We start from the raw sequence: 22,842 nt of genomic DNA on the forward strand, positions 1-22,842 counted from the left end.
ATGACTGATACTTTGATTACTGTCATACCTCTTTTTTTATTCTACAACTTCTTTATTTGCTTTTCTTTTCGATAAAATTAAAGTAACTGTTATGGCAACGATGAATGATATTGTCATACCAACAAAGTAGTGTAACCATCCTGCATGTACTGGATTGATTGAAATAAATCCAGGCAATCCAGCAGTTCCTAATGCGATTGCTTTAACCTTGAAGAAAGCAATATATGCTGAACCAATACCTGATCCAACGATAGCGCCAATAAATGGATATCTTAGTTTTAAGTTAACACCAAACATAGCCGGTTCTGTAATACCAAGTAATGCTGAAATACCTGCGGCAGATGCCACACCTTTTAACTTCTTATTTTGTTTAATAATAAAGAACGCTGCAATTGCTGCACCACCTTGTGCAACATTAGACATTGTCGCAATCGGGAATATAAATGATCCACCCGTTTTAGTGGCATCTGCAATTAATGTCGTTTCTACAGCTATAAAGCTATGATGCATACCTGTAATAACAATCGGAGCATACAATAATCCGAATATTAATCCACCAATTGCACCACCAAATTCATAAAGCCATGTTAAACCATCTGATAACCAGTAACCTAATTGTCGAGTGATTGGACCTACAAATGAAAATGTTAGAAATGCTGTTATAAAAATAGATAACAATGGTGTTAACAAATTATCTAACACCGTTGGAATAACTTTGCGTAACCCTTTTTCAATTGAGGCTAAGATATAAGCTGCTACAAGCATAGGTAACACTTGTCCTTGATAACCTACTTGATTAATATGCAAACCAAAAACATCCCAATATGGAATAGCCTTACCTGCTTCAACTGCTTTTGGGAAATCGTATGCGCTCATTAGCGATGGATGAACTAGTATCATACCTAATGCAGCACCTAAAAATGGATTGCCACCAAAGCGTTTTGCTGCACTAAATCCAATTAAAATTGGTAATAATGTAAATGGTGCATTCGCAAAAACATTTATCATTTCAGCTAATCCAGCAAATTGACTATATACATCTATCAATGATTTACCTGAAAAGAATAAATCTTTCGCAGTCAAAATGTTATTTAACCCCATTAATAAACCACCAGCAACGATGGCTGGTATAATCGGAACAAAGATATCTGAAAGCATTTTTACAAATCGCTGTAACGGATTCATATTTTTAGCAGATTGTGCTTTGACTTCCGAAGTGGTTGATGCTTCTTTTCCAGTTAATTTTTCCAGTTCACTAAATACTTTATTGACTGTACCAGACCCAATAATAATTTGGTATTGTCCCCCAGTAGAAAACGTCCCTTTAACTACATCCATATTGTTTAGCGCCTCTTCATTTACTAAACTTTCATCATTTAAAACTAATCGTAGTCTCGTTGCACAATGTGCCATTGCATCTAAATTCTCTTCTCCGCCTATCGCGTTCAAAATTTCTTCTGCGGATTGCTTATAATTCATATATTTAGCCTCCTAATTAGAACCGGTTCCATTTATTCCACTTTATTGTAACCGGTTCCAAAAATATTTGCAACACTCTATTATCATTTTATATAAACACCTACACCATTTTTGATAGCGCATTCATTTTTATTGCTATACTACATGCATGTATATTAACATTAATTATCGGAGGTAATTTTATGAAAGAACGTGGCTATATCGAACAGCTTTGGCGTGAGGAAAAATATCATGTATTGTTACACAGTCAACAGTCTTACCAAATGATAAGGAATGCTTTAAAAACGGATTTATCACTTCATCAAGTTCAACAAATGATTGATGATGCTTTGTTAATTGAACCGAGTATAGGAAGTGTATGTAATGCTTTTGATCATATGTGGGGATATTTTAAAAAATGTGCGAATGAAGAAGAAAGACAACAATCAAAACTACTTAAAGCTGATTTTATTAATGGTAAAATCGACACCCAAACTTTATTAGATTTTTTAGCAGAACTTGCTAATAAATATGATGTTCAATATTTACTACAAAGTCGTGTTTTAAACACAAAAAGAAAGAGATAGATTGAAACTTTAGTTGTAACGGACAAATAGTAGTCATTGGAGTTCAGCAATTCATACTTTGTACTAAAGTTTACTATAATCTATCTCTCAAGGTTTAAATGTACATATCTATATTAAAATGCGTTTCATGATGTTAGAAGATACCATACACATTTAATTAGTTACAGCATAAATCAATTTATACCCTTAATTATTACATTGTTTATATTTTAAATTCGGGGGAGTAATTTTAAGTAATATCTTGTTGCTGCTAATTCTATTGTTAATAAATTGATATTAGATGTAGAAATTGAGTGTGAAAGTTAATAATAGATGATTTAGCTAGTAACATAATTAATTCATATATAGTCAAAAAGTTCTGTTAGATACTGTTCTTGATGAATATTCTTTGATGTTAGGTGTTAGCTATTCTAGATGAGTTTCTTAGATGTGGATGCCTGTCTTGATGAAGTTATCTATGATGTTAATATAATACTTGATGTTGATTCTTAGATGTTAGTGCGATTTCAAGATGCTGATTCTTTGTTGTTGCACTATCTTGGTGACGTTTCTAGTTGTTTATAGTTATCGCATCTCTTGATGTAAAATCTAAGATGTTTATGCATTTCTAGATGTTAATTCTTCGCTGCTTAAGAATTATCTTGATGGTAAATCTAGTTGTGCCATGCATTTTCTCATGATGAATCTAAGGTGTTAATTCATTGATGTGTGCTGTTTCTTGTTGCTTCATTATCTTGATGGTGAATTTCGTTGTCTAATGCACTTTTTCAAATGATTATTCTAATTGTTACGGCAATAACTAGATGGATTTTCTTAGATGTTCACTTTTCTAGATGTTTATACTTATCTTGATGTTTTCTAAACAGAACTTTTAAACGCTTTATTTTTTAGTAGATTGTTTAAAATTTCTTAGTTGATGGTTATTGTTGTTGATTTGAATAATTTGTAGCGAATATTTTGTAACAGGGCTACTAAGAATTTTTATAACAAGAAGTGATTTCAATCGTACTAATTTTCAGCGTTTGATGACAAAAGTGTATGTCCAAACTTAAATAATGGCGATAAAATTTAAGTCATGGGTACATTTAATGTTTTTTGATTCAAACTTCCATTTTGGTCAATTTGCTTTTTTTATAACATAGTTGAATATCAATAAAAGATTAGCAAGTTAGTTCAAAATGGCTATGTATTGTTTTTTGAAATACATAGGTTTGAAATCTATATTAATTATGCACCAAATAATTTAATTAGACTCTATCGAAAATTTCCAAATTTTGCTTACTATCTTTCTAATTTTACTTTTATATTGTGCACAATGCATAAAAACAAGCGTTTTCCTAGGAGTTTTCATTAATTTCTTTTATTTTTCACTATTACCTTTTCAAAAATATTCAACTATAATAGGTATACTATCCATGATTTTAAAAATTTCCATGTTTTACATTTAAATGATAGATTTCAATATATATTAGGCAGGAGAGAGAAATATGACATGCCAACTTAAAATACATCATACATTATCGACAATACCCAGTCGTAATATTAATAATATTATGGTGCTATTTTCACTTACAAGTAAACTCAATATTACGATTAATGGTGAAACCAAAGACGTAAGTAATTATATTATCTTAATTAACCATGGTGATATTTATAATATTAACCACGGCGAAAATATAATCGAATTAATGATACCCGTTTTTTATTTTTATCAACAAGATGATGATTTCTTTAATGGTTATTTAGATCGTCATTTATTACAATCAAGTAATTATATTAAGTCATTAATTGCCGATTTAATCAGTACACCAACAAGTTCTTCTTTAATGGGGAAAAATATAGGTCAAAGTATTATAGACACTTTACTTAAAGAAGCTTTTATAAGAATAGATCATGAATATTTACCAAATATTGCTTTAAGCAATCCGGTGTTCATAGACTGTGTAAACTATATTCATGACAATATTGATGCGCACTTGTCTTTAAAAGATATAGCGATGCATTGCAACATCTCTGAATCATATTGTTCTAATCTTTTTGTTCGATATTTGAGTATGAATTTTAAAGATTATTTTACAAGTATTAAACTTGTTAACGCCATCAATTTATTACTTTCTACAAAACATTCTATTACAACTGTTTCTGAATTGGCCGGTTTTAACAGTCATACAAATTTTGCAAATCAATTTAAGAATTACTTGCATTTTAGTCCTAAACAGTTCCGTTCACTCGTTTCCAAGATTACTGAACCACCACAAATACACTTCCAACAAGATAACGTATCACAATTCACTGAGTTAATTTCAACAATTGATTTAACAGCTCAACTGGCTACAAATACAACAGATATTCATATAGATGATTTTAATCCGAAAGATCGAAGTCAGCGTGCCAAAGTATTTGTTCGATTTAGTAATTTCAATGAACTATTTCAATTTATTTTCAATGAATATTACGATATTAACTTTGAGCACTTACCAAAACCTGTCGTTTTCATTGACGATATTCACGATATTGAGATTAGCCAAACGAATTACAACCTGTTAAATAGATGTTTTGAAAAGCTTTTCGAAAAAAATATAGGTTTAGCAATCGCTATTAAATCAACACAACAATTCGAAACGATGAAGCAATTAATACTCACATTTTTACAAGGCAATCAAGACTATAAGACAAGCAAGAAATTAGTTAAATTTATGCTCGTATTTTGCTCTAATTCTATGACAGCAGAAGAAATTCATTTATGTCATCTTAAAATTAAAAACAAAAATAAAGAAATTAAATATAGTGTGACAGTCGATGGCTTTTTAGAAACTTATTCAACCGTGGAACAAGTTTATGATGTCATGCAGCGTCTTAAATTCCATTATTACTTTATTGATATTGAAAATTCAAAAACTGCAACACATCTTATCACTAAAAACCAACACTATCATCAAACTGACACTCATTTTGAACAGTATAAGAAATTTATTTTAGATTCAGGTATATCATCAACACAATTTGTATATAATAACCTGTCTGTAAGCGGATTTAAATATACTAATGATGGTAAGAATCCAATTCAATTATCTGACATAGTGTATCACTTAATCGCATTATTACGATATGGCGGTGGCATTAGCTATCAATTATTAGATGACCATTCAAATTATATTTCCTTGTACAACAAATATGGTAGTCCCCTACCATTAATGCATTTATATAAAATGTTTAGACCTTTTGTTAATGAAGATATTGAAATTACAAATAATTATGTATTGAGTCGTAAAGATAATAACTACCATTTCTTATTATTCAATAAAATTAATGATCGATATATGTCAGACGTAAAACAAGATTTCATTTTCCATAATGAATTACCTCAAGACTCTTTGATGATTATTAAAACATTGAATCATGAACATGGTTCAATTCAACATTTGCTTCCAATAAGCGATCAACTTGTTTATATAGAAAAAGAAATTTTAGATGAATTAGACAAAACGAATTACCCTAAAACGGAGCTTGCAGTTCAAGAAGAAACTGGTCGTACATTTGAACTCAAGTTAAATCACGACGAGGTTAAATATATTTGCTTTAAACCAAGCTAAATACTAACAGTCCTCTTGTGTTTAGTTTCTTACGTTAAAGGCTATTTATATCATAAGGAGATGATATGTAATGAGTAACTCACAAGCAATTCAAGCAATTGAAAACGTGTTAGCAACGTCAAAAGTTGGTGTATTATCAACTGCATATAATAATAAACCTAATAGTAGATATATGGTCTTTTATAATGATGGTCTTATTTTATATACTAAAACGAATATCCATTCTGCTAAGGTCAAAGAAATTAAAGATAATCCAGCAGCATATGTTTTGTTAGGCTACAATGATACGACAAATCGCAGTTTCGTTGAAATGGAAGCCACGATAGAAGTAGTTACTGATCAAAAAGTAATCGATTGGTTATGGGAGACTCAAGATAAAAGCTTTTTCAGTTCAAAAGAAGATCCAGAACTTTGTGTTTTAAAGGTGACACCACAATCTGTTAAATTGATGAATGACAAATCATTAGATACACCTATCAAAATCGATTTATAACACAAAGTATATATAGGAAATAACTTTTATGAATTCTAGATATAACAATGTTAAATACTTAAAATAACTCGCTATAATTAAAGTGTTTAATATGTTTACAATTCAATTTGCAATGTATTGTTTTTTAGACACACTTTATTCACATTTAACGTGATTAGGGTGTGTCTTTTTAAATTAATTTTATGTAATATAAATACTGCATTTGCAAACTGTTGCACTTTTAGGTATAACAGAATTAACTACATTTAAGGAGATTGATGAACCATGAAAAAGAAAAAAGGTTTTGGTCTTGGTATTAGTTTAATCGCCATCATGTTAATTGTATGTATTGTATTAGTAATCATGATGATGACTGGCGGAAAGAAAGATACATACTATGGAATTATGAAAGATAATACTACTATTGAAAAAATGATTAGTGAAAAAGATGAAAGTATTGAAAAAAATGTTAAATTACCTTCAGATTCAGATGTTAAAGTTAAAAAAGGTGATTTTGTAATTGTTTATAAATTAGCAGATTCAGATAAAATTGTTAAAGTTAAAAAAGTTGACCATGACGATGTACCACATGGTTTAATGATGAAAATTCATGACATGGGCAAAATGCACATGAAACACTAATTGTAATTTAAATTACAAATTTTAGTTGCCATCAAGGTATATACGAGTAAAAGCAGCGGTAAGTTGATTTCCAATTTGGAATCATTTTACTGCTGCTTTTTATATTTGAAATACTTTCATATTGAATAGCTCCACTTGCCGTTCGCCTGCGCTTTGCGCATGCATAAAAGCCCCTAACAACCTGAGGTCACTGCGCTCCGGTTCGCCTGCGCTTTGCGCATGCATAAAAGCCCCTAACAACCTGAGGTCACTGCGCTTCGGTTCGCCTGCGCTTTGCGCATGCATAAAAGCCCCTAACAACCTGAGGTCACTGCGCTCCGGTTCGCCTGCGCTTTAGCGCATGCATAAAAGCCCCTAACAACCTGAGGTCACTACGCTTCGGTTCGCCTGCGCTTTAGCGCATGCATAAAAGCCCCTAACAACCTGAGGTCACTACGCTTCCGTTCGCCTGCGCTTTAGCGCATGCATAAAAGCCCCTAACAACCAGAGGTTGTAAGGGGCTTTAAATGTCAGATAGTATTTTTTAAATTGATTTTAAATATTCTTGACCTTTTGCTTTGTCATATACGTTTTCCCATTTAGCTATAACGATTGTTGATAATGCGTTACCAATAACGTTTACACATGTACGTACCATATCTAAGATACGGTCAACACCAATAATTAATGCTAAACCTTGTGCCGGTAAGCCCATGGCACCTAATGTTGTTAATAAAACAACGATTGAAGTTCCTGGTACTGCCGCCATACCTTTAGACGTAATCATTAATGTTAACATCAACACAATTTGCTCTGATAATGTTAAGTGCATTCCATACATCTGTGCAACGAATAATGCTGCAATAGATTGATAAAGTGCTGATCCGTCTAAGTTAAACGTATAACCAATTGGTATAACAAAAGAAGTAATTTCTTTTGGAGAACCGAAGTTTTCCATTTTCTTCATCATTACAGGAAGTACAGCTTCCGAACTTGAAGTAGAAAATGCTAAAAGCAATTCACTTTTCAAGATTCTAATAATATTCATGATATTAATACCACACATCCATGCAACTAGTCCTAGTATAGCGAATACAAAGAACACCATTGCAAAGACAACAACTAATACTAATTTTAATAGTGGTAATAATGCGGATGCACCAAATGTAATAATTGTAGTACAAATGAATGCAAACACTCCAAGTGGTGCTAATTTTAAAATTTTATTAATCATCCAGAACACAGCTTCAAGCGATCCGCTTAAAAATTCTTTAACTGGTTCTGCTTTTTTACCTACAGCAGCTAATCCTAATCCAAAGAATACTGCGAAGAAGATAATAGGTAATAATTCACCCTTATTTAAAGCTTCAAAAAAGTTTGTCGGAATAATATGTACAATGGTATCAATAAAATGATTTCCATATGTAGATTGTTCTGCTGCATGTGCAGTTGATTGATATTTAGAAATATCACCTTTAGGTAATTTTGTTGGGTCTAATCCAGCACCTGGTTTAAATAGGTTACCGAAGATAATCCCTAAACCTATTGCGATTGTTGTAATAATTTCAAAGTATAAAATTGTTTTCCAGCCATAACGCCCTACAGTTTTCGATTCCCCAACGTTCGAAATAGAAAGCGCTAGTGAGCAAAATACAACTGGTATAACGATCATTTTAATTAAATTTAAAAATACGTCACCAAATGGTTTAATGTAATTTGCTACGTTTTCTTGTCCATATAATAAAAGTCCTACGACAACACCTAACACTAATGCAATAACAACTTGCATAGGTAGGCTAATTTTTCTCTTGAATAGAGCCATAGTACAAACTCCCCTTCATCTGACATCACTCAATTATATCAGAAAATTGATAATTATCTATAAAAAATTAAAATATTTATCTTTTATAGATGTCAAAAATCACTAATTTCCATACAAAAACTGTTTACCTCAAATAATTAAAATTGAAGGCACTAAACTGTTTCACCAGTTATACGTTACACTATTTTGATGGTTTATAATTTTGATTAAAATATTTATGCTTTGCAGTTTTCAAACTTTTCTTAGTCTCTGTATCAAAGCCTTCAACAAATAATCCTTTATTAGTACTGATTGGTTGCACAACATAAGTTACACCAGGTTCATCTTTAAATGTAACTTCCTTATAGAAGAGACCTTTTTTAGCACTATACTCTGTTTTTTCTGATTTAATTTTATCTTTTAGATTTTTCTCTTCCAAGTAACTGTCAATTAGTTGAATATTCTTATGGCCTTGATATGTTTTCAGACCAAAGAAAAATGCTACTGCAACAATTAATGAAATAAATAATATAATGATAACTTTAATCGCGTTTTTTTTCTTCTTCATTATGTAACTCCTTTTTGCTTATCTATTCAGTATGAACGAATCAATTTATTTAATAAAGAGTTTTTACCAGATTGTAACAAATTTTTTTATTCTCAATATTATTATAGAAATCGAATTACATACACGATGCTTTTAAAAAATTTAATAACAAATTTTATTTTACTATCTATCAAAATAATTGACTACTTTTAACAATTAAGGATGATACAATTACATTTTTTTCAATTTAAAAAATCAGTCATATCAGTAATTACCGATGAAAATACTAAGATATCGATATATTTTGCATTATTTAACATTTAAATTCAATTATAGACAATTCAATAATTGCGATGAAATCAGTACTTGACAACTATTACACTTCATAATATTGTTTATTTTAACAAGGAGTGATTGGATGTATGTAGAAAACAGCTATCTTAGCAAACAGTTGTGTTTTTTATTTTATGTTTCTTCAAAAGAAATAATTAAAAAATACACAAACTATCTTAAGGAATATGATTTAACCTATACTGGTTACATTGTTTTAATGGCGATTGAAAATGATGAAAAACTTAACATCAAAAAATTAGGTGAACGTGTATTCTTAGATTCTGGAACACTGACACCATTACTAAAGAAATTAGAAAAGAAAGATTACGTTGTTCGAACACGTGAAGAGAAAGATGAAAGAAACCTACAAATTTCTCTAACAGAACAAGGTAAAGCAATAAAAAGCCCTCTTGCTGAAATTTCTGTTAAGGTCTTTAATGAATTCAACATTTCAGAACGAGAAGCATCAGATATAATTAATAATTTGCGGAATTTTGTTTCTAAAAATTTTGACTATTCCGACAAAAAATAACTCCCTATCATAAGGTGATGGGCAGAAGTATGCATCGCTATGTTTATTCATTATCTTTATTGCTTGTATAAATCTCGATGCTCAGTTCTTTTGCCCTGATTCCTTATCAGGCACAAATCTACCCATTTATTACTTTTTTATCTCCCCTTTTACTTTAACTTTTTTAATACTACTCATATAATGGCTTTGTAATACAAATTTCTATAATGGAAGTGATGATATTGAACTTCAATCAATTCGAGAATCAAAACTTTTTTAACGGTAATCCAAGTGATACATTTAAAGATTTAGGTAAACAAGTATTTAATTACTTTTCAACACCTTCATTTGTAACGAATATATATGAAACAGACGAATTATATTACTTAGAAGCTGAACTAGCAGGTGTAAATAAAGAAGATATTAGTATCGATTTCAATAATAATACGCTCACTATTCAAGCTACTAGAAGCGCAAAATACAAATCTGAACAACTCATTTTAGATGAGCGTAACTTCGAATCATTAATGCGTCAATTTGATTTTGAAGCTGTTGATAAGCAACATATTACTGCTAGTTTTGAAAATGGGTTATTAACCATTACCTTGCCTAAAATCAAACCAAGCAATGAAACTACTTCATCAACATCTATTCCAATTTCATAGTTAAATTTAAAATGAATACACTACTAAAGCCTTAATGTCATGCTACGAATATTGCGCATGATATTAAGGCTTTGTATTTAACTAAATGAATGTCATGTATTACATATCAACCGTTTTTCAATGAGCCATATTCTTTTTGGTATAAATGACGCATGGTAAATAATGCAATACATCCAAATACCGCTAAGAAAATAAATGCTAAATGACTTGATCCTGTTAAATTAGCTACGTACGTGATTACTAGTGGTGGGAAGAATCCTCCTAAACCACCCATCATTGATACGATACCATTTGCGGATCCCGCTTCATTTAAGAAGTAGGATGGTACTAATTTGAAGATTAAGCCGTTACCAATACCTGCACAAATACTTATTGTTAAACAGCCTACAGTGAATAATGCGATATGGTCTGAAATACCTAAAATAATGGCACCGATAATCATAACAACAAAATCAATCATCAATACTTTAACTGCATTAAATTTATCACCTAAAATGCCACCTATTGGTCTTAAGAATGTTGCCAGCGCAATGAATACACCTGATCGAATACCAGCATCTACTTTGTCAATTCCAAAATGATTTACTAAGTAGTTAGGTAAGAAAATACCAAATGCTACAAAAGCACCAAAAGTAATGAAATACCAATAACTTAAGTAATATAATTTGTAGTTTTTAGATAATGTTTTCATTTGTGCCATTAATGGCACTTTAATTTTACGTTCTTGTGTATCACCAAATATAAACATAATTAATGCAAATAAAGCGATAATAATTAAGTAACTTCTAACAGTTGTTTGCCAACCAATAATACCCGCAATTGGCGGTGCTAAAAATGAAGAAACTGCTGTACCGATATTTCCCATACCATAAATACCATTTGCTAGACCTACTTTTTCTTTAGGGAAATATTTAGGAACTGATGTAACACCAACTGAGAAAATTGCACCACCTACACCAAGGAAAAATCCTGACGCCATTAACATACCCGGTGTTTGTGCTTGGCTTAAGAAAAATATCGGGAATAACAATACGATAAAACTAGTAAAGAATACCCATTTAGCGCCAACAATGTTTGTTAGATAACCAAATGGCACACGGAGCACCGATCCCAAAATAACTGGTATCGCTAAAATGATTGATATTTGACCTTCAGTAACATTGACATCTTGTTTAATAAAGGGCATTAATGGCGCAATTATACTCCAAGCCATAAACCCAACCACTAAACTTAATGTCTGTAATGTAAGTTGAAAGCCACCTTTTGTTTTGTACATACGTTTCACCTTCACCAAAATCATTTATTTTTTAATAGATATCAATACTCTGCCTATATATTAGAGGTCAATGTTATTTAAAAATGCTTTCATTTATATGAAATCATTCAATATAGACAAAGTATTGACTACATATATATTTTATTATGATTGTGAAAAAGTGAACATAAGGATTTTCCCTTATTTATGAAGTGATTTACCCTATACAATGTCCCTTTAAGATGCTTTTAGACACTTATTCGCCATCATTTTAATCATATTATTTAGGAACACTCACATACTTTTCTTATTTTTTTCAATTAGTTACAATTACTGCTTGAAAATCACGTTACGTTATCCTTTATGCTGACAACATAAGGAGGTTTATCATGTATAAAATCAATATTATTAGATCAGATTCCGTCTATAAGAATATACTCAAGGCACCAATAAACGACCGTGATTCAATTTTCACTAAAGAAATATTAGTACCTTTTAAAAAGAAATTTGAGGTACAACATATGCCTATTTATAATGATGACAAACAAACAATGAGTGCGATTCAATTTTTAGATGCATTTCAAAAGTCTCCCAAAGAACTGGTTGAAACTGACCAAATGTCAATACAATACCTGAATAATGATTTCTGGAGTAATTGCGAAAAATATTTAAAAGTTGCTATAGATCAATTTTCAAATTATAGTATCTCATTTCAAGTTTCTAACTATCATTTCACAGTATTACTTGGAGATAGCCAAAAACCACTTATGTATCTAAATAAAAATCGCGGTGGTGATGGTGGCATACCAGGTTATATTATGATTTATTTAGTGCCGAGTACAAGTACAATTAATTCTATGAAAAGCTTAATTGCACATGAAGTAAATCATAATATGCGCTATCAATATTATTGATTGGGATGGCGGAAGTTTGATTGAATTGATTATTGCAGAAGGATTAGCTGAAAACTATGTAGAATCATTGTATGGTAAAGCGCATATTGGACCGTGGGTAACAAATACTAATTGGAGTCGTGATAACGTAAAAATTAAAAATACTATTTATAATCATTTACATTTAAAGCATATATTTGAATCGATGCCTTATCTCTATGGTGATGATATTAATAAACTTCAAGGTAGGCCTATCGTTGGCTTATCTCATGCTGCCGGGTATGCATGTGGCTATCACTTGGTAAAATACTTTTTACAAAAAACAAACATACCTATTGAAGTTGCCACAACACTTCCAGCACAAAAAATAATAAATGAGGTGACTGAATTTTGGCATACACATACACTTTAAAAGATATTATTGAAATTACAGGTGTAACTAAAAGAACTTTACATTATTACGATGAAATAGGATTATTAGTTCCAGATAAAAATGATAAAAATTATCGCGTTTATAAACAGCAAGACTTAGAAAAATTACAAAAAATTTTAATACTCAAGTCTTTTGATTTTGATATCGCTAAAATAAAACAATACATTTCATATGATAATGAACAGTTGCGAAAGTTATTATCAGAGCAAGTAAGCAAGTTAGATAAAAAGATTTCAGACTTACAATTAATTAGACGCTCTGTATGTGAATTTATTAACGGACACTCTCTAATAGATACCAGCATTTTAAATAAGACACTACAGTCACAATATGATAAAGAAGCATCTATAAAATATGGTCATACGAAAGCATATCAATCATTTATTAGACGTAAAGACAGCTTACAATCGCAGGATATCAGACATAAATTGACAACTATCTTCAATAAATTTAATCATATGTCTTTGAGTCATTATCCAATCCAAGATTGTAGTGATCTCGTATTTGAGTGGAAGGCATTTATGAACACTATCGCTGATTTTGATGATGAAACATTATGCTGTATTGCTAAAACATATGAAGATGATACGCGTTTCAAAGATTACTTTAATTCATATGATAATCAAAATTTAGCATCATACATTTCAGAAGCTGTTAATTATTTTTTGAGCAATGTGAATAAGAGCGACAATTTTTAATCCTCATACAGATGCTACAACACTGAATACACCAACTAAAATAATTGTTCAAAGTAGAAAACTAATCATTTATTCTCTAAATCAATAACTATATTAAAAGTTATACCTTTGCAAAGCGAATTAGTATAGGTTACCGAAAGGAGAAGGATTAAGTTCCATTCGATTTATAAAAAATATATTTCGAAACATACAAAAGCGCCAGAAGATAATCATTTCCTCTCGCGCTTTTATACTGAATTATATTAATTTCAAACTCTAAAACTCTAATAATTTCTTTTTCAATGCATATTCAACTAGCTCAGGTTTACTCTTTAAGCCAAGCTTTGTCATAATATGCGTCTTATGTGCTTCTACTGTTTTCACAGATACAAATAATTTCTCTGCAATTTCTTTATTCCCGTAACCTTTGGCAATAAGTGGCAATATTTCTAGTTCTCGTTTTGATAAGATTTTAAAAGGATCTGTTGTGTTTGCAGTGTCCTGATTTGAATTAGATACAAATTCATTCACTAAAGATGTTGTAAGTTTCATATCTACATATGTTTCACCTTTATATACAGTTCGAATAGCTAACAATAATTGTTCATCAGGTGCATTTTTCAATATGTAACCTTTCGCACCATTACGCAACACATGGAACAAATACTCCTCATCATCAAACATTGTTAATATTAGTATTTTAGTTTCAGGAAAACTGTCAGCAATTTTACTCGTAGCGATAAGACCTGACTCACCTGGTGGCATACTTAAATCCATTAGTAACACATCAGGTTTATATTCCATTACTTTTTGGTAAGCTTCGACGCCATCTGCAGCCGTTGCAACAACTTCCATATCATTTTGATAATTTAAAATCATAGAGAACCCCGTACGGACAACAGCGTGATCATCGGCAATGACTATTTTCAATTTTATTCCCCCAATGTATGTTTCAAATTGGAATGTTCAATGTAACATTGGTACCCTCACCAATTTTCGTTTCAATATTGACGCTACCGCTGACTAACTCAGCTCGCTCATTCATTCCATATAAACCGAGTCCAGAACCTTTAGGCTTAGAACTTGGATCAAAACCATTTCCCGCATCTATCACTTCTGCTACCAAATGGCGCCCAGTTTGACGGATACCTACATTTATTTCATTTACATCAGCGTATTTCAACGCATTTAGAATAGCTTCTTGCACTACTCGATAAACAACCGTTTCAATATCACTATCAAAGCGAGTATTTTTAATATTTGATGTATATATGATTTTTATTCCATAATTTTCTTCAAACTGTTTAAAATATGATTTAAAAGCTGCTTCAAGGCCTAGATCATCCAAAGAAGCGGGTCTTAATTCAACCGACATATTACGTATATCATCAATTAATTTAGCGACAATATATTCAATATTTTCTGCGTCTTCCAAAAGCTTAGTTGTATCTTCTTGATATTTTAATAATCTCAATTGAACATCTACATTGAGCATTTCTTGAATCACACTATCATGTAACTCTCTAGAAATTCGCTTTCTTTCATTTTCTTGGGCTGAGATTGTTTTACGCATCATACGTTGTTGATGTAATTTCTCTTGCTGTTCAATTTGTGATGAAACATTTTGAAGCGTAAATGCATGAATTCCCCTGTCTTGATCAATCAACTGATATGTTGCTGTAAATGGCATCACTTTTTGATCTTTCGTCTTCATAAATACTTGGAAATTCGTAGCTTGTACTTGCATCGATTCTAAGAAACAGTCTTTACATGATTGTATATCATAGGCATTTGTATACCCTTCACATCTGTGACAAATCGCATTCGCCACAGCACTGTAATTATCTTCTTCAGATAATATATCTTTAGCAGCATCATTCATTGCAATAATTTTGCCGTTATCATCAGCAAAAACTATCTTTTCGATTGAATGCTCATAATATTTTTTCAATAAAGTATCTAACTGTATACTGTCCTCATTAATCATGACTTACACCCTAATTCATCTCATTATTTATCATCATTGAAAATACCAAACTTACGTTGAATATCATCATTATCAAATATTTTTGGTAAAGGACGACCATCTCTTTGACCAAATAATAGTACGCCATACACTTGATTCTTATACCAAAGCGGCACTGCTAAAACTGCTGTTAATGATTCGCTCAATAAAATTGGATAGTCAATCTTTTCTTCAGGCCCTAAAGCTAAACCAACATTGGCTATTACCATACGCTTTCCTGTTTTCATAACAGTTCCAGCTAATCCACGACCTTTTCTTAAAATAATCAATTTAAATCGATTATTTTTATTACCTGAAACATAGTGCCATTTTATTGGAGATGATGGTTTGTTAGATTCATAGAAAGCGATTGCCGCAAAATCATAACCCTCTTCTTTGCGTATTTTATCTAATGTCTCTTGAAATCTACGATCTTCAATTATTGCTTCTGGTGTCAAATCCTTTCACCTCTTATGCTTACACTTTATTCTTACGGTAAATAATATATCTGCGATTTATATATGTCAAAGGTACACTCCAAACATGTACCAAACGTGTAAATGGCCAACAAGCCATAATAGTGAAACCTAACAATATATGCATTTTAAATGCAATCGGCACACCACTCATCAATGACGCATCTGGTTTTAACATAAATAATTGTCTAAACCAAATTGATAATGAAGTTCTGTAGTTAAAATCTGGATGTTGTATATTGGTTACTAATGTTGCGTAACATCCCATAAATACGATAAGTAATAATAAGAAATTTACAAATATATCCGACGCTGAACTTAATCTTCGAATACTTTTCGTAGTAACACGTCTCGCTGTTAATAAAAACATCCCTATCAAAGTTATTATACCAAAGATGCTACCAATATAAACAGCGCCTATATGATATAAATGCTCAGATACCCCCACTGCATCCATCCATGGTTTCGGTATTAACAATCCAACTACGTGTCCAAAAAACACTGGAATAATACCTAAGTGAAATAATAAACTTCCCCACATCAACCTTTTTCTTTCTATTAGTTCACTAGATTTAGCTGTCCAAGAAAATTTATCATAACGATAACGTGCAATATGACCTGCGACAAAGACAACTAAACATAAATACGGAAATATAACCCATAAAAACTGATTAAGCATGATGTTTCACTCCTTTTGGTGATGTCAAACATAATTTCAATGTTTTTCTAAGTGCTTGAATCACATAGGCATATGGATTGTTATCTTCACCAAGTGCATTCGCCATCACATATGTTCCATCCTCAATAATCATAATGATTAATTGAATATTCTCTTCAGCTCTTGGATCATTTCGCCATTCTGCCACTTGCAAAAATTGAAGCATCAACGGTAGATAATCAGAAAGTTCATTATCTACCATTTCTAGTCCAAACATTTCATATAATACCTTTAATTTAGCTAACATTTGCCCACGTTCTTTTTGCGTATCAAATTTGTTATACGTCATATATAATGGTGCTTTTTTCGTAAAATCAAATGTATCTGTATAAATCGCTTTGATTTCTGATAATGAAAATGTCATCATTACATTTCTAAATGCTACTAAATCTTCATATGCTGGATGATCTGTCGAAATTGTTTCTTCAAAAGTTTTTGGATGAAAAGTTAATTTTTCTGGAAAGCATAACTGTTGTGCCATATATCCAAAACTTTCTTGATATTTTTTAAAATTATCGAAATTAATCACGGAAAATCCCTCCATAGAAATTCTCATTATAAATTTCTTGACCAGTTTTCCCTGAACCTACTGCAACGCCACAGCCTTCACAGTTATCTCCAAAATGCTCGCCGCCGTAATTGTATCCTGTACTACCTTGTGCGTGATACGTATCTAAATAGGTTTCTTTGTGTGATGTTGGAATAACAAATCGATCTTCATATTTGGCTAGTCCTAATAAACGATACATGTCTTTAGTTTGGCGCTCGGTTATACCTAATCGCTCTAATCGAGACGTGTCAAATGGCTGTTGAGTAACTTGAGATCTCATATAACTTCTCATCATTGCCATACGTTGTAGGGCTCCTTTTACTGGCTCTGTATCTCCTGCAGTGAAAATATTAGCTAAGTATTCAATAGGTAAACGCATTTCTTCAATGGCTGGGAAAATCGCATCTGGATTTTGAGTTGTATTTTTACCTTCAAAATAGCTCATAATTGGGCTAAGTGGTGGGCAATACCAAACCATCGGCATCGTTCTAAATTCAGGATGTAACGGAAATGCAAGTTTATATTCAATTGCTAACTTATAAATTGGAGAGTTTTGTGCAGCTTCAATCCAATCATAACCAATACCATCTTTTTCAGCTTGAGCAATGACTTCTTCGTCAAATGGATTTAAGAATATATCTAATTGTTTTTCGTATAAATCTTTCTCGTCTACTGCTGAAGCCGCTTCATGAACTCGATCTGCATCATATAATAAAACACCTAAGTAACGCATACGTCCTGTACAAGTTTCAGAGCATACCGTAGGTATACCCGCCTCGATTCTCGGGAAACAGAATGTACACTTTTCAGCTTTGTTCGTTTTCCAATTGAAGTAAACTTTCTTATATGGACAACCTGTCATACAGTAACGCCATCCACGACATGCATCTTGGTCAACTAATACAATGCCATCTTCATCACGTTTATACATAGCACCTGAAGGACACGATGCAACGCAACTTGGATTCAAGCAATGTTCACATAAACGTGGTAAATACATCATAAAAGTTTCGTCAAATTGGAATTTAATATCTTCTTCTATTTTTTGGATGTTAGGATCTTTTGGACCTGTAACATGACCACCTGCTAAGTCATCTTCCCAGTTAGGTCCCCATTCAATTTCAATGTTATCCCCTGTAATTTCTGAATACGCTCTAGCAACTGGCGAATGCTTCCCTGATTTCGCAGTTGTTAAATGTTCATAATTATAGTTCCATGGCTCATAATAATCTTTAATTAATGGCATATCTGGGTTATAAAAAATTTTACCTAAAGCAATTTTTGAAATTCTACTTCCAGATTTTAATTCAAGTTTCCCTTTACGATTTAGTACCCAACCACCTTTGTAGTGTTCTTGGTCTTCCCAACGTTTCGGATACCCTACACCTGGCTTCGTTTCTACGTTGTTGAACCACATGTACTCTGCACCTGGACGATTTGTCCAAGTGTTTTTACATGTCACACTACACGTATGGCATCCTATGCATTTATCTAAATTTAATACCATCGCAACTTGCGCTTTAATCTTCAAGCCAATTAACCTCCTTCATCTTTCTAACTGCTACATATAAATCCCTTTGGTTCCCAATTGGTCCATAATAATTAAAGTGATAACTAATTTGTGCGTATCCTCCGACTAGTTGTGTTGGTTTCAAATGGATTCTAGTCGGCGCGTTGTGTGAACCACCACGTGTATCTGTAATTTCTGACCCAGGCGTTTGAATATGTTTATCTTGTGCATGATACATAAACATTGTACCTTTAGGCATACGATGCGAAATAACTGCTCTTGCCGTTACAACACCATTACGGTTATACACTTCTAGCCAATCATTATCTTGGATATCGTGTTTTTCAGCATCTTCATTTGATATCCAAACCGTTGGACCACCTCTAAATAGTGTCAACATATGCTTATTATCTTGATACATTGAGTGTATATTCCATTTTCCATGAGGCGTTAAATAACGCAGTACCAAAGCATCTGTACCACCTTTAATTTTCTTATCTCTATTCCCAAATACCATTGGCGGCAATGTCGGTTTATATACTGGTAAGCTCTCCCCAAATTGTTGGAAAACTTCGTGATCCACATAATAACTTTGACGTCCTGTTAATGTTCTAAAAGGTACTAGACGTTCTATATTCGTTGTAAATGGTGAATATCGTCGACCTTGTTTATTTGAACCTGGGAATACTGCTGTCGGTATTACTTCTCGTGGTTGTGAAGTTATATTTAAAAACGAAATTTTCTCAGCAGCACGTTCGCTAGAAATATCTTTTAATGGCATTCCAGTTTGTTCTTCGAGATCTTCATATGATTTTTGTGATAATTTACCATTCGTAGCAGATGAAATACTTAGTATTGCATCAGCTACATTACGTGCTGTATCAATACGTGGACGATTCGCTCTCACAGAATCATCATTTGTATCACTCCACGTACCTAACATACTTTTTAATTCTTCATATTGTTCACTGACACCGAAACTTACACCATGTGCTCCAACTTTCCCTTTTTCAAGTACAGGACCAAGCGTGACATATTTGTCGTAAATTTTAGTGTAGTCGCGTTCTACAATTGCAAAGTTAGGCATTGTACGTCCAGGTACCGCTTCAATTTCACCCTTCGACCAATCTTTCACTACGCCGTATGGTGTTGAAATTTCTTGCTTTGTATCATGACTAAGCGGAGTTGTCACAACATCTTTAAACGTTCCATGTAAATAGTCTTTTGCCATTTCTGAAAATGCTTTTGCCAACGTTTTATAAATATCCCAGTCTGAACGCGATTCCCATAATGGATCAATAGCTGGATTAAAAGGATGTACATATGGATGCATATCTGTAGATGATAAATCATGCTTCTCATACCAAGTCGCTGCTGGCAATACAATGTCAGAATATAAAGGTGTTGCTGTCATTCTGAAATCTAAAGAAACGACTAAATCTAATTTCCCTGTTGTTTCCTCACGCCACGTAATTTCTTCTGGCTTTTCATCTTCATTTGGTGTAGCTAATAAACCTGATTTTGTGCCAAGTAAATGCTTCATAAAGTATTCTTGACCTTTTGCAGAACTTGAGATTAGATTTGAGCGCCATATAAACAGTGATTTCGGATGATTCTTTTTCAAATCCGGATCTTCTATCGCAAATTGCGTTTGTTTTGACTTAACTTCATCTATCGCGCGTTTTAAAATTGCCTCATTCGACTCAATGCCTTCATCTTTAGCTTCTTCTGCAAACAACAAACTATTTTTATTAAATTGTGGATAAGATGGTAACCAACCAAGTCTAGCTGCTAAAACATTATAATCAGCTGGATGTTGATGCTTTAACTCCTCTGTTTTAGCTAATGGAGATTTTAAACGATCTACATTTGACTCTTCATATTTCCATTGGTCTGTTGCAAAATAGAACCAACTTGTTCCGTTTTGCAAACGTGGTGGTCCTTGCCAGTCTTTCGCAAATGCGACAGTACTCCATCCTTCAATCGGACGACATTTTTCTTGTCCCACATAGTGAGCCCAACCGCCACCATTCACACCTTGACAGCCACATAACATAACTAAGTTTAAGATTGAACGATAAATCGTATCTGAGTTAAACCAATGGTTAATACCCGCACCCATGATAATCATTGAACGCCCTTCAGTGTCGATAGCGTTTTGCGCAAATTCTTTCGCTACTTGAATGACAACACTTTGTTTTACGCCTGAAATGGCTTCTTGCCAAGCAGGTGTATATTTTGATTCTGCATCGTCGTATCCTTTTGATTCTAATTTATGATCAAAACGACGCACGCCATATTGACTTGCCATTAAGTCAAAAATTGTAGCAATACGGACTTTGTCACCATTTGCTAAAGTGACTTGTCGAGTTGGAATTGGACGATTGAATATCCCATCTCCATCACTATCAAAGTATGGGAATTGAATTGTTTCTAATTCGTATCCACCATCTGTCATTGATAGTGTAGGGTTAATTTTAGAACCATCTTCTGTTTCTAGTTTTAAGTTCCACTTCTTACCATCTTCCCAACGTTGACCCATTGTGCCATTAGGTACTACTAAACTATCGCTGATTGCATCATGAATAACTGGCTTCCATTCGCCTTGCTCTGTTGTTTGACCTAAGTCACTCGCTCTTAAAAATCGACCCGCTTTATATCCATTTTCATCTTCATCCAGCATGATAAGAAACGGCATATCTGTATATTGTTTAGCGTAATTTATAAAGCGTTCATTAGGTTGATTAACATAATGTTCTTGTAAAATAACATGCGTCATTCCTTGTGCAATTGCAGCATCTGAACCAGGATTCGGTGCTAGCCAGTTATCTGCAAATTTCACATTTTCTGCGTAATCTGGTGCTACTGAAATGACTTTTGTACCTTTATAGCGGACTTCAGTCATAAAATGTGCATCCGGAGTACGTGTTAAAGGTACATTAGAGCCCCACATAATAATGTATGATGCGTTATACCAGTCACTTGATTCAGGCACATCTGTTTGCTCTCCCCAAATTTGTGGAGAGGCAGGTGGTAAATCTGCATACCAGTCATAAAAACTAAGCATTTCACCACCAAGCAAATTGATGAATCGAGCACCTGCTGCATAACTAATCATTGACATCGCTGGAATAGGTGTAAATCCTGCGATTCGATCTGGACCATATTTTTTTATTGTATACAGTAATTGTGCTGCGATTATCTCTGTAACGTCTTTCCAATTTGAACGCACGTGCCCTCCCATACCTCGGGCTTGCTTATATTGTTTGGCTTTGTCTTCATTTTCAACAATAGACGCCCATGCAGCAACGCGATTACCATTGTTTTCTTCTAATGCTTCAGTCCATAAATCCCAGAGTTTTCCACGAATATATGGATATTTGATTCGAAGCGGACTGTATTCATACCAAGAGAATGACGCACCTCGTGGACATCCTCTCGGTTCATATTCAGGCATATCCGGACCACAACTTGGATAGTCAGTTTGTTGATTTTCCCAGGTAATCACACCATTTTTCACAAATACTTTCCAAGAACATGAGCCTGTACAGTTAACACCATGTGTTGTTCTTACTTCTTTATCGTGGCTCCAACGTTCTCTGTACATTTTTTCCCATTCTCTACTTTTACTTTCTAGGATCGACCAATTCCCATTAAATTTTTCTGTTGGCTTAAAGAAATTCAATCCAAATTTTCCCATATTTATATCCTCCTACGTATAAAAATACGATGTGTAG

At 32.7% G+C, this 22,842-nt stretch carries 18 protein-coding genes and 1 pseudogene; 8 read left to right on the plus strand and 11 right to left on the minus strand.

The window, feature by feature from the left end; genetic code table 11:
* Positions 1-36: 36 nt before the first annotated feature.
* Positions 37-1,479 carry a sucrose-specific PTS transporter subunit IIBC gene (locus IDG63_RS00485; protein WP_001108127.1) on the minus strand — a complete coding sequence of 481 codons (1,443 nt, stop codon included), beginning with the start codon at positions 1,477-1,479 and terminating at the stop codon, positions 37-39.
* 182 nt (positions 1,480-1,661) lie between these two features.
* On the opposite strand from IDG63_RS00485, the gene IDG63_RS00490 reads away from it, so the two are divergent.
* The 4 genes from IDG63_RS00490 to IDG63_RS00505 all read left to right on the plus strand — a co-directional run bounded on the left by IDG63_RS00490 (position 1,662) and on the right by IDG63_RS00505 (position 6,752).
* The gene (locus tag IDG63_RS00490) at positions 1,662-2,045 is read left to right on the plus strand and encodes a YbgA family protein (RefSeq protein ID WP_000664393.1); all 384 of its coding nucleotides are present in this window, start codon (positions 1,662-1,664) and stop codon (positions 2,043-2,045) included.
* A gap of 1,487 nt (positions 2,046-3,532) precedes the next feature.
* Positions 3,533-5,638: an AraC family transcriptional regulator Rsp gene (rsp, locus tag IDG63_RS00495; protein WP_000128366.1), complete on the plus strand. Its 2,106-nt coding sequence runs from the start codon at positions 3,533-3,535 to the stop codon at positions 5,636-5,638.
* A 70-nt stretch (positions 5,639-5,708) separates the two neighbouring features.
* Positions 5,709-6,131 (plus strand): pyridoxamine 5'-phosphate oxidase family protein, encoded by a 423-nt coding sequence (locus tag IDG63_RS00500; RefSeq protein WP_000071900.1) that lies wholly within the window; start codon positions 5,709-5,711, stop codon positions 6,129-6,131.
* A 264-nt stretch (positions 6,132-6,395) separates the two neighbouring features.
* A complete protein-coding gene (locus IDG63_RS00505; RefSeq protein WP_000727328.1) occupies positions 6,396-6,752 on the plus strand; it encodes a DUF4889 domain-containing protein in 357 nt (118 codons plus the stop codon).
* A 523-nt stretch (positions 6,753-7,275) separates the two neighbouring features.
* Here IDG63_RS00505 and IDG63_RS00510 read toward each other — a convergent pair.
* Positions 7,276-8,553 (minus strand): cation:dicarboxylate symporter family transporter, encoded by a 1,278-nt coding sequence (locus IDG63_RS00510; protein ID WP_001173165.1) that lies wholly within the window; start codon positions 8,551-8,553, stop codon positions 7,276-7,278.
* A gap of 181 nt (positions 8,554-8,734) precedes the next feature.
* A complete protein-coding gene (locus tag IDG63_RS00515) occupies positions 8,735-9,100 on the minus strand; it encodes a DUF3139 domain-containing protein (protein WP_000727537.1) in 366 nt (121 codons plus the stop codon).
* A gap of 397 nt (positions 9,101-9,497) precedes the next feature.
* On the opposite strand from IDG63_RS00515, the gene IDG63_RS00520 reads away from it, so the two are divergent.
* Together IDG63_RS00520 and IDG63_RS00525 are read left to right on the plus strand one after the other, a co-directional pair.
* Entirely contained in the window at positions 9,498-9,944 is a 447-nt protein-coding gene (locus tag IDG63_RS00520; RefSeq protein ID WP_000289213.1) for a MarR family winged helix-turn-helix transcriptional regulator, read from the plus strand.
* Between the two features lie 215 nt (positions 9,945-10,159).
* Entirely contained in the window at positions 10,160-10,588 is a 429-nt protein-coding gene (locus tag IDG63_RS00525; protein WP_001797427.1) for an Hsp20/alpha crystallin family protein, read from the plus strand.
* Between the two features lie 106 nt (positions 10,589-10,694).
* On the opposite strand, the gene IDG63_RS00530 is transcribed toward IDG63_RS00525, so the two are convergent.
* Positions 10,695-11,864 (minus strand): nitrate/nitrite transporter, encoded by a 1,170-nt coding sequence (locus IDG63_RS00530; RefSeq protein WP_000278558.1) that lies wholly within the window; start codon positions 11,862-11,864, stop codon positions 10,695-10,697.
* A 368-nt stretch (positions 11,865-12,232) separates the two neighbouring features.
* Between IDG63_RS00530 and IDG63_RS00535 the strand changes: the two are divergent.
* Positions 12,233-13,148 (plus strand): annotated as a pseudogene (locus IDG63_RS00535) (DUF2268 domain-containing putative Zn-dependent protease).
* A complete protein-coding gene (locus IDG63_RS00540) occupies positions 13,127-13,867 on the plus strand; it encodes a MerR family transcriptional regulator (RefSeq protein ID WP_000332069.1) in 741 nt (246 codons plus the stop codon). The pseudogene IDG63_RS00535 and the gene IDG63_RS00540 overlap by 22 nt, the downstream one beginning before the upstream one ends.
* Positions 13,868-14,122: 255 nt before the next feature.
* Here the strand turns inward: IDG63_RS00540 and nreC are convergent, their stop codons facing one another.
* The 7 genes from nreC to IDG63_RS00575 are packed head-to-tail and all read right to left on the minus strand — an operon-like array spanning position 14,123 to position 22,805.
* Positions 14,123-14,776, minus strand: coding sequence for a nitrate respiration regulation response regulator NreC (gene nreC / locus IDG63_RS00545; protein ID WP_000706315.1), 654 nt, complete (start codon positions 14,774-14,776; stop codon positions 14,123-14,125).
* Positions 14,777-14,798: 22 nt separating this feature from the next.
* Positions 14,799-15,833: a nitrate respiration regulation sensor histidine kinase NreB gene (gene nreB / locus IDG63_RS00550; protein ID WP_000606544.1), complete on the minus strand. Its 1,035-nt coding sequence runs from the start codon at positions 15,831-15,833 to the stop codon at positions 14,799-14,801.
* Positions 15,834-15,856: 23 nt separating this feature from the next.
* A complete protein-coding gene (nreA, locus tag IDG63_RS00555) occupies positions 15,857-16,309 on the minus strand; it encodes a nitrate respiration regulation accessory nitrate sensor NreA (protein WP_000186933.1) in 453 nt (150 codons plus the stop codon).
* Positions 16,310-16,328: 19 nt separating this feature from the next.
* Positions 16,329-17,006, minus strand: coding sequence for a respiratory nitrate reductase subunit gamma (gene narI, locus IDG63_RS00560; protein ID WP_000934151.1), 678 nt, complete (start codon positions 17,004-17,006; stop codon positions 16,329-16,331).
* Positions 16,999-17,574: a nitrate reductase molybdenum cofactor assembly chaperone gene (narJ, locus tag IDG63_RS00565; protein ID WP_000606771.1), complete on the minus strand. Its 576-nt coding sequence runs from the start codon at positions 17,572-17,574 to the stop codon at positions 16,999-17,001. The genes narI and narJ overlap by 8 nt, the downstream gene beginning before the upstream one ends.
* Positions 17,567-19,126: a nitrate reductase subunit beta gene (gene narH / locus IDG63_RS00570; protein WP_072497487.1), complete on the minus strand. Its 1,560-nt coding sequence runs from the start codon at positions 19,124-19,126 to the stop codon at positions 17,567-17,569. The genes narJ and narH overlap by 8 nt, the downstream gene beginning before the upstream one ends.
* Positions 19,116-22,805: a nitrate reductase subunit alpha gene (locus IDG63_RS00575; protein ID WP_000514399.1), complete on the minus strand. Its 3,690-nt coding sequence runs from the start codon at positions 22,803-22,805 to the stop codon at positions 19,116-19,118. The genes narH and IDG63_RS00575 overlap by 11 nt, the downstream gene beginning before the upstream one ends.
* Positions 22,806-22,842: the final 37 nt, after the last annotated feature.

Source organism: Staphylococcus sp. EG-SA-14 (assembly GCF_017151935.1).
Lineage (GTDB): Bacteria > Bacillota > Bacilli > Staphylococcales > Staphylococcaceae > Staphylococcus > Staphylococcus aureus.

Bases quoted from the DNA above. Each gene is read 5' to 3' on its own strand.
- IDG63_RS00485 (WP_001108127.1), bottom strand. From the start codon at position 1,479: ATGAATTATAAGCAATCCGCAGAAGAAATTTTGAACGCGATAGGCGGA.
- IDG63_RS00530 (WP_000278558.1), bottom strand. From the start codon at position 11,864: ATGTACAAAACAAAAGGTGGCTTTCAACTTACATTACAGACATTAAGT.
- IDG63_RS00525 (WP_001797427.1), top strand. From the start codon at position 10,160: ATGATATTGAACTTCAATCAATTCGAGAATCAAAACTTTTTTAACGGT.
- IDG63_RS00575 (WP_000514399.1), bottom strand. From the start codon at position 22,805: ATGGGAAAATTTGGATTGAATTTCTTTAAGCCAACAGAAAAATTTAAT.
- IDG63_RS00500 (WP_000071900.1), top strand. From the start codon at position 5,709: ATGAGTAACTCACAAGCAATTCAAGCAATTGAAAACGTGTTAGCAACG.
- rsp (WP_000128366.1), top strand. From the start codon at position 3,533: ATGACATGCCAACTTAAAATACATCATACATTATCGACAATACCCAGT.
- narI (WP_000934151.1), bottom strand. From the start codon at position 17,006: ATGCTTAATCAGTTTTTATGGGTTATATTTCCGTATTTATGTTTAGTT.
- IDG63_RS00510 (WP_001173165.1), bottom strand. From the start codon at position 8,553: ATGGCTCTATTCAAGAGAAAAATTAGCCTACCTATGCAAGTTGTTATT.
- IDG63_RS00515 (WP_000727537.1), bottom strand. From the start codon at position 9,100: ATGAAGAAGAAAAAAAACGCGATTAAAGTTATCATTATATTATTTATT.
- IDG63_RS00505 (WP_000727328.1), top strand. From the start codon at position 6,396: ATGAAAAAGAAAAAAGGTTTTGGTCTTGGTATTAGTTTAATCGCCATC.
- nreB (WP_000606544.1), bottom strand. From the start codon at position 15,833: ATGATTAATGAGGACAGTATACAGTTAGATACTTTATTGAAAAAATAT.
- IDG63_RS00520 (WP_000289213.1), top strand. From the start codon at position 9,498: ATGTATGTAGAAAACAGCTATCTTAGCAAACAGTTGTGTTTTTTATTT.
- IDG63_RS00490 (WP_000664393.1), top strand. From the start codon at position 1,662: ATGAAAGAACGTGGCTATATCGAACAGCTTTGGCGTGAGGAAAAATAT.